The sequence below is a fragment of the Pseudonocardia xinjiangensis genome (assembly GCF_012911925.1).
GTDB classification, from domain to species: domain Bacteria; phylum Actinomycetota; class Actinomycetes; order Mycobacteriales; family Pseudonocardiaceae; genus Pseudonocardia; species Pseudonocardia xinjiangensis.
This window is the reverse complement of sequence record NZ_JAAXKY010000101.1, coordinates 21024-28374: the sequence shown is the minus strand read 5'-3', so window position 1 is coordinate 28374 and position 7351 is coordinate 21024. Positions and strand designations below refer to the sequence as shown.

General features: G+C 73.3%; 6 protein-coding genes and 1 pseudogene. 6 read left to right on the top strand and 1 reads right to left on the bottom strand.

All coding sequences use genetic code 11. From position 1 onward, the window contains the following. The 6 genes and pseudogenes from HF577_RS25580 to HF577_RS39405 all read left to right on the top strand — a co-directional run. A pseudogene (locus HF577_RS25580) lies at window positions 1-685 on the top strand (hypothetical protein); the annotation flags it as partial. Continuing rightward, complete coding sequence (locus HF577_RS25575; protein ID WP_211174815.1) at window positions 682-1362, top strand: hypothetical protein; 681 nt, start codon at window positions 682-684, stop codon at window positions 1360-1362. The pseudogene HF577_RS25580 and the gene HF577_RS25575, both read left to right, overlap by 4 nt. A gap of 3 nt (window positions 1363-1365) precedes the next feature. After that, entirely contained in the window at window positions 1366-2514 is a 1149-nt protein-coding gene (locus HF577_RS25570) for a hypothetical protein (RefSeq protein WP_169398492.1), read from the top strand. Window positions 2515-2518: 4 nt separating this feature from the next. Next, window positions 2519-3130 (top strand): hypothetical protein, encoded by a 612-nt coding sequence (locus tag HF577_RS25565; RefSeq protein WP_169398491.1) that lies wholly within the window; start codon window positions 2519-2521, stop codon window positions 3128-3130. Window positions 3131-3149: 19 nt separating this feature from the next. Continuing rightward, window positions 3150-4742: a glycoside hydrolase family 16 protein gene (locus tag HF577_RS25560; RefSeq protein WP_169398490.1), complete on the top strand. Its 1593-nt coding sequence runs from the start codon at window positions 3150-3152 to the stop codon at window positions 4740-4742. 99 nt (window positions 4743-4841) lie between these two features. Then, a complete protein-coding gene (locus HF577_RS39405) occupies window positions 4842-5753 on the top strand; it encodes a glycoside hydrolase family 16 protein (RefSeq protein WP_169398489.1) in 912 nt (303 codons plus the stop codon). 146 nt (window positions 5754-5899) lie between these two features. On the opposite strand, the gene HF577_RS25550 is transcribed toward HF577_RS39405, so the two are convergent. Further along, window positions 5900-7336, bottom strand: a complete 1437-nt coding sequence (locus HF577_RS25550) for an NCS2 family permease (protein ID WP_169398488.1) — start codon at window positions 7334-7336, stop codon at window positions 5900-5902. Window positions 7337-7351: the final 15 nt, after the last annotated feature.

Below are 7351 nucleotides of genomic sequence, written 5' to 3'. Positions count from 1 at the left end.
CCCCCACGGCTTCCCGCCGATCGCCGCTGTTCCCGTGCCTGCCTTGCCGGTGCCCCTCCCGCCGCAGGCCACCGGGCCGGCGCTGCCCCACCAGCCCGCTCAGCACCCCTGGGGACAGGCTCCCTCCCCTGCGGTGCCCGACGCGCCCCATCCGGCCGAGGCGGCCGCGCTGGCCGGCGCGTTCGCCGTCGACTACCTGTCCTGGGACGAGGACGATCCGCAGCGGCGGGGCCGGGTGCTGCAGGACTACCTGGCGGCCCCCGCCACCGACCCGGCACACCTGGGCTGGGCGGGCCGCGGGCGCCAGCGCGCGGAGTTCGCCCTGCCCGGGCGCGTGAGCCCCGACGGCGACGGGCGGGTGCTCGTCGACGTCCGGGTCCGGGTCACGCCCTACCGCTCGGTGGGCGACCGCGGCCCGGACAACGTCCCGGAGTCGGGCGACGTGGCCGGCACGCCTGCGGTCGCCCCGGCTCCCACCGGGCGCGGCTGGCGCAGCCTCGCGTCGTCCTGGATCCGGCTCAGCGTCCCCGTGGCGCTGGAGGGCGCCCGGCTGGTGATCGACGCCGGGGAGGAGATCCTTGGCGAGGAGCCGGCACCACCACCCTCGACCACTCCCGCCACCGACGACCACACCCTCGCCGAGGACGACCCCCTCGCCGAGCCCCGTGCGGCGGGTGCGTGGTGACCGCCGTGCGTCCGCCCGTGATCGTCGGGCTCGCCGAGGGGTCGGGCACGAGCACCCTGGCCGCCGCCCTGCACGCCCGCGACGCGGGCCGGTTCGAGGAGTGGGCCGCCTGCGCGGCCGACATCGTCGTGTGCCGCGCGGAGCAGCCGTCGCTCCGGCGCGCCGCCACCCTGGCCTGCGCCCGACCCGGCGTGCGTCCGCTCCTCGCGGTCACCCTCGGCCCCGGCGACCAGGAGCAGCACGCCGCGGAGACCGCGCTCCCGGCGCTGCAGCAGCGCTTCTCGGCCGTCGTGGTGCTCCCGCACGTCCCCCGGTGGCACGACCGGGCCCCGCAGCACGACGACGCGGCCGCCGTGCTCGCCCAGGCCTCGGAGCAGCTCACGCGCCCGCTGCGGGCCTACGCCGCTGCGCTGCGCACGCTCGCGGCGGGCGTGGTCGGATCCGGCCTGCTCGGCCGGGCGGTGCCACCCCTGCTCGCCCTACCGGTGGCCGCACCCCGGCGGAGCCGGCCGGAGCCGCTCCGCCGGCCGGAGCCGCCCCGGCCGGTCCTGCTCACCCCACCCCGCTCGGTCGCGCCGGTCCCCCTGTCCCGGGTTGCTCCTGGTCCGGAGCCCGATGACGAGGAGATCGAGGCCGAACCCGTCCGCGCAGGCGTCGCGGCGGGACGAGCGGAGTGAGCGGTGGCCCGAACGGCACGCGCGCGCGGGCTGCTGCGCGCGGCACTGTCCACGCTGGCCGGCCTGCTCCTGCTGGGCGCGGCACCCGCACCGGCACCCGCACCGGAGGCGGCGGTGTCGGGTGTGGCCGTCGAGCGGGTGCCGGTGCCGGCCCGCAAGTCGCTCCCGCTGATCACCGAGCTCACCGCGTCGCAGTGTCCCGAGCTCCCGCCGCTGTGGGTGGTGGCCCAGGTGCAGGCGGAGTCCGGGTGGGACCCGGAGCTGGAGTCGAAGCGCCCGGGCGGACCGGCCGGGCTGTACCAGCTCAACCGGCGCAACTGGGAGGCCGCAGGCGGCCAGACGTGGGGCTCCGACCCACCGGCGTCCGACGCATCCGTCCTCTCGGCGGAGGACCACCTGCGGGTCGCGATTCCGTGGGTCTGCGCCAACCTCAGAGCCGTCACGTCGCACCTGCAGGCGACCGGCAAGCCGACCGCACCGCTCGACGCGATGCTGGTCTGCCACATCGCGGGATGCGGACGGGTCACGGGCAGCGCCACCGGTGTGCCTGCCGCGGGCGAGGCAGGCTGCGGCGAACGTTGCGCGCAGGTGGTCCGGCGCTACCTCGCGGCGGTGCACAGCAACCTGGATCGGTTCGCGGCGCCGCCACCGGAACCCGCGGCCGCGCCCGCACCGGCCCCGGCGGCGGCGCCGGCGGCGTGGACCGGCGGCGCCACGGCATGCCGGCCACCCGACCCCACCGGCGACGGGTGCCTCACCGGTGCCGCCCGGCACGGGCTCGAGGCCGCCGCGACGGCCTTCGGCAGCTGGTCGGGGGGTCCGGTGATCCATTCGGCCGGCTGCTGGGACAAGCACGCCTGGAACCCACGCAGCGACCACTCCCGTGGCCGGGCCTGCGACCTGTTCCCCACCACACCCGGCACGTTCCCGAAGGGCGCGGAACTGGACGCGGGCTGGCGCGTGGCCGACTGGTTCCGGGCCAACGCCGAACCGCTGCGGGTGAAGTACCTGATCTGGCAAGGCCGCTACTGGGACCCGAGCGTCAAGGACGACGGCGGATGGGGCAGGCGCTACACGGGCGGCGGGGTCTACGACGTCCGCGACGCCACCGGCGGCCACTTCGACCACGTGCACGTGAGCTTCCGGGAGTGACGCCGTGACGCGCCGGGATCGTCGGGTGCCGCTGCTGGCCGCTGTCGCCGCCGCCGTGGTGGCCGCAGTGGCAGCAGTGCTGGTGGGCGGCGCGGCCGGCGGTGTCGCGCCGCCGTCGGGCGACCCGCCGCTCGGCGCGGCCCTCAGCGAGGAGGACCGGGCCGCGGTGGACGCACTGCCGGTGAGCCGGGGCGACGCTCCCGCCGCGGTGGACCCGACCGTCGACCTCACCGATCCCGAGGCCGTGGCCCGCGCCTATCTCGCCACCGCCCACTCGACCACCAACGGCGACACCGGACGCACGCACCTGCGGGCAGCGGGCTACGCGGTGCCGGGCACCGCGCCGGGCACCGTCGGCGTGGTCGTCGTCGACCCACCACCGCCCGGCTCGCTGCGTACCGCCGCGGTGACGGCGCTGGAGCTCGTCGCCGCCGACCACGACGGCGTGCGGCGCGGATACCGGGCCGAGGTCGGCACCGCCACGGGTCCGCCCGGCGGCTCGGTCGTGGTCGACCTCGTCATGCGCTACGTGGTGCTGGCCCGCCAGCCGGACGGCCGGTGGCTCGTGGCCGCCGACTCCCCCGCCACCCCCGATCTCCCCGCCGGGGAGGACTGATGCGACAGGAGTGCCCGTCATGAGCTTCGAGGAGCTCGAGGAGCTGATCCGCAAGTACCTGTCGACCGGTATCGCCGTGGTGGTCATCCTCGTCGCACCCGGCACCGAGGCGGCCCAGGGCGGGGCACTGCCCTCGGAACCGTCGATCCGGGTCATCGAGCCCGACGGGGCCGCTGCGACCGGGCCCGACAGTGGTGCCGACGACCCCGCCCCGGCTCCCGATGCGGGCGACCGTGGGCCGGCCGACCCCGAGCAGGACAGCACGGAGGACTCCGGCGACGATCCGGAGCGCACCGGTGCGGCCGGCCGCGACCCCGAGCGCAGCGGCCAGGAATCCGGTGACGGCGGCTCCGGGGACTCCGACTCCGAGAACGACGGCTCCGGGGACTCCGGCGCCGGTGACGACAGCTCGAGCGACGACACCCCGAGCAAAGATCCGGACAGCGACAGCGACAGCAACAGCAACAGCAACGAGAACGACACCGGCCAACAACGCGACACCGACACCAACTCCGACTCCGGCTCCCGGTCCGGCGGCGACTCGGGCTCCGGCGGCGACTCGGACAGCGACTCGGACAGCGGCTCGATCAGTGCGGACCGGTCCGGCGCGGACAGCTCCGGCAGTGGTTCGCCCGGTGAGGACGCCTCCGGCTCGGGCAACCGCTCCGGCGGCTCCGATGGCGGGGCCGCCGCGGGCTCCGGCGCGGGTGCGGGCACCACGGCGGCGCAACGCCACGGCTGGGGCACTCCCAACCGCGAGGACGACTTCTCCTCGGGCACCGAGCAGTGGGACATCTACGACGGTCCCGGCCACGGCGGGAACGGCACCCGCTCGCCGTCGGCCGTGTCGGTGCAGGACGGCATCCTCACGATCACCGGTGACTCGTCCGGCACCACCGCGGGCATGGCGTGGAACCCGGGCCAGAAGTACGGGCGGTGGGAGGGCCGTGTGCGGGCCCCAGCCGCCGACCCGTCCTACAACGCGTTGCTGCTGCTGTGGCCCGACGCCGAGAACTTCCCGGTGGGCGGCGAGATCGACTTCATGGAGATGATGGACCCCTCCCGCCAGCAGACCGACATCTTCATCCACTACGGCGAGGACAACTCGCAGGTGAACGGGAAGGTCGAGATCGACGGCACCCAGTGGCACAACTGGGCCGTGGAGTGGACGCCGAAGGGCATCACCGCCTACGTCGACGGCGAGGAGTGGTACCGCACCACCGACACCAGCATCCTGCCGCCCGGACCGATGCACCTGTGCATCCAGCTCGACTGGTTCCCGGAAGGTGACACGCCGAAGGAGTCGACCATGCAGGTCGACTGGGTCCGGCAGTACTCCCTCGACGGCGAGGGCGGCAGCGCCTCGGAGAGCAGTGACTCCGGCAGTGGCTCCGGCGGGGACTCCAACAATGGCTCCGATGGGGACACCGACACGGGTGACGGCACGAGCGACCGCCAGAGCGACTCCGACAGCGGAGACAACGACAGCGGCGACAGCGAGAACGCCGATGAGAGCGACAGCGGCGAGGACTCCCCCAGCAGCGACGGCGGGCAGGAGGAGGGCACGGGCTCGATCCGCGAGCTGCTACGCCGGATGTTCTCCTGGCGGTGACCCGGGGACGGGCCGTCATGAACAGGACAAATGGGACGGAAATTCGCTAATCGGACCCTCTCAGCGTCCGCACAGTGCCTGCACCCTACGGTTCTCCCCGTGCCCGACACGCAACAGCTGTCCATGCCCGACCCACCATCCGCGCCCCCGCCACGTGACTGGCACCGGACAGTCATCGTCGTGGCGGCGATCGCCGCCGTGGCTGCGTTGGTGGGCGTGCTGATAGTTGTCGTCGGAGGCCAGGGCGGGAGCGACGGCGACGCACCGGCCGCCTCGAGCGACGCGGGCCGCGACACCCGCGACCCGCTGCGCCCGCAGGGGCAGTCGAGGCTCGACCCGGGCACGCGGTCCGACACGGAGGCGGCGGTCCGCAACAACTGGCCGCTCCTGACGAACGACGAGTTCGACGGCACGAAGATCGATCCCGCGCTCTGGAGCCTCTACACCGGGGAGACCACCGGCGGGGTCGGGCGGCACGACCCCGACAACGTGACGGTCAACGACGGCACGATGAAGATCACCAGCCACGGCTACTCCTCCGCCGGCATGGCCTGGACGCAGGGACAGCTGCACGGACGCTGGGAGGTGCGCGCCCGGGCCCAGCAGGGCGTCGGGTACGGCGCCGTCATCCTGCTCTGGCCGGACGCCGAGGACTGGCCGGAGGGTGGCGAGATCAACTTCATGGAGATCCCCAACGGGGCGCGCAACGAGAGCCACTTCGTTCTGCACTACAGCGAGGACAACAGCCAGATCGGCACCACCACGGTCGGTGACTTCACCCAGTGGCACAACTACGCGGTGGAGTGGGGCCCCGACCACGTGGCGGGCTTCATCGACGGCCAGGAGATCTTCCGCAGCAGCGACCCGAAGACGATCCCGCCGCGCCCGATGCACCTCGCGATCCAGCAGGACATCGGCCCGTACGGCAAGGACTGGATCCCGCCGCTCGACGACACGACGCCCGAGCGTGTGCAGCTCGAGGTCGACTGGGTCCGCATCTACGGTTACTGACGAGGGGCGGGCACCGCGCCGGAAGCTGCAACGGGGGTCCTGACCGGATGGCCAGGACCCCCGTTGCAGTCCCGAACTGACGCGTCACTCCCACCACGAAGCGACAAGCAGAGGTTAGCCTAACCTCTCCTCAGGTCGCAAGCGCCTCACCCGCGGAACAGCGCCTCCAGGGGGCCCACCGCGAAGTAGCCGACGAACGCCACCGCCACCACCCACATCAGCGGGTGCACGGAGCGGCCCCGCCCGGTGGCCGCGGCCAGCACGACGTAGGAGATGAAGCCCGCCCCGATCCCGTTGGCGATCGAGTAGGTGAAGGGCATGACGACGATCGTCAGGAACGCCGGCAGCGCCACCCGGAACTCGGCGAAGTCGATCTGGGTGATCTGGCGCATCAGCAGTGCACCCACCACCACCAGCGCCGGGGCCGCGGCCTCGATGGGCACCACCGAGTAGAGCGGTGTGAAGAACATCGCGAGCAGGAAGAGCACGCCCGTGAGCACGTTGGCCAGGCCAGTCCGCGCACCCTCCGCGATCCCGGACGCCGACTCGACGAACACGGTGTTGGACGACGCCGACGCCGCCCCGCCCGCGACGGCTCCCATGCCCTCCACGATCAGGGCGCGGCCGACGCCCGGCAGCTGGCCGTCCTTGCCCACGACCCCGGCCTGCTGGCCGAGCCCGGTCATCGTGCCCATCGCGTCGAAGAAGTTGGCGAGCACGAGGGTGAACACCAGCAGCACGACCGTCAGCAGGTCCAGGTGGACGAACGCCCCGAAGGACACGGCGCCGACGAGTGAGAGGTCGGGCGGGCTGAACACGCTGTGGGGAAGCTCGGGCACCGACAGCGCCCAGCCCTTGGGGTTGGTGCCCGCCGACGCTCCGACGTGCACGATCGCCTCCACGATGATCGCGATCACGGTGGTGATGACCACGCCGATCAGGATCCCGGCCCGCACCCCGCGCGCCACCAGCAGGCCGGTGACCAGCAGCCCGATGACGAACACGAACGTCGGCCACGACGCGATCGAGTTGTCGATGCCCAGCCCCACCGGCACCGTGGTGCCCGCCGCGTCGGCGATGCGCCGCACGAAGCCGGCGTCCACCAGCCCGATGAACGCGATGAACAACCCGATCCCGACGGCGATCGCGGCCTTCAGCTCCGGCGGGACGGCGTTGAACACCGCTGTCCGGAAGCCCGAGGCGGCGAGCAGCACGATGATCAGCCCGTCGACCACGACCAGACCCATCACCTCCGGCCAGCTCATCAACGGGGCGATCGTGACGGCCAGCAGCGTGTTGATCCCGAGACCGGCCGCGATCGCGAACGGATAGTTCGCGACGAGCCCGAACAACAGGGTCATGACCCCCGCCACCAGCGCGGTGACGGCCGCGACCTGGGGAATGGCCAGGACGTGGCCCAACGCGTCTGGCTTGGCACCCGGTGCGTCCGGGGCGACGCTGCCGAGGATCAACGGGTTCAGCACGATGATGTAGGACATCGTCACGAAGGTGATGAGCCCGCCACGCAGCTCACGACCGACGGTGGAGCCGCGCTCGGACACGCGGAACAGACGCTCGATCACCGGCACAACCTAGAG

Bases quoted from the DNA above. Each gene is read 5' to 3' on its own strand.
- HF577_RS25560 (WP_169398490.1), top strand. From the start codon at position 3,150: ATGAGCTTCGAGGAGCTCGAGGAGCTGATCCGCAAGTACCTGTCGACC.